Genomic DNA, 664 nt, shown 5'->3' on the forward strand with positions numbered 1-664 from the left:
CCCCCGGCAACTAACAATGTACCAGCAGCCGCTAAAATTTGAGGAGTTTAAAACTAAAATGGATTTGCTCTAGCTTCTTTTACTGGAGAAGATAAGACCCAAAATTAAAGCAAGCACTAGGGCAATAAATTTATTCTTCATACTCGCACCACCTAAAAAATAAAGGGGCAGGGACGATTCCCCACCCCTCTAGGGCTGGATGATTTTTAAAATGCTTTACTGGCTTTGCGCTGTAAATAGCCAATACCCTTTTTAATACCAAAGCCCAAAGCCCAAAAGAGTAAGACCGACAAGAAACAACGATAGCAATAAGAGCCAAGGACGTTGGGACTATATCTCCCCAGCAAAACCAGATACAATAGCGGTGACTTCGGTTGTGAGTAAAGATGTACCTTCCATGTGTTTTCCTCCTTTCCTAAATTCTAAACCTAATGTAACTTCGGACTGTGGCGAGTATTACGCGACGCCAAAGCCAATAGGCTATTACAAAGGCTACTATGATGCCCAGAATGACCAGGAACACATTAGCCATTGTATTCAGTTGGATGACCTGTTCTTCAAGCCTTGTAAGGGCTTCCAAGGATTGTGACTCATAGTCGGTTGCCGGCTTTAATAAGGGTGTTTTTTTAAAATTTTTTCAAATAACGGCAGAAAATGGATTGTT

This window comes from Desulfitobacterium sp. LBE (assembly GCF_007830365.1).
Classification (GTDB): domain Bacteria; phylum Bacillota; class Desulfitobacteriia; order Desulfitobacteriales; family Desulfitobacteriaceae; genus Desulfitobacterium; species Desulfitobacterium hafniense.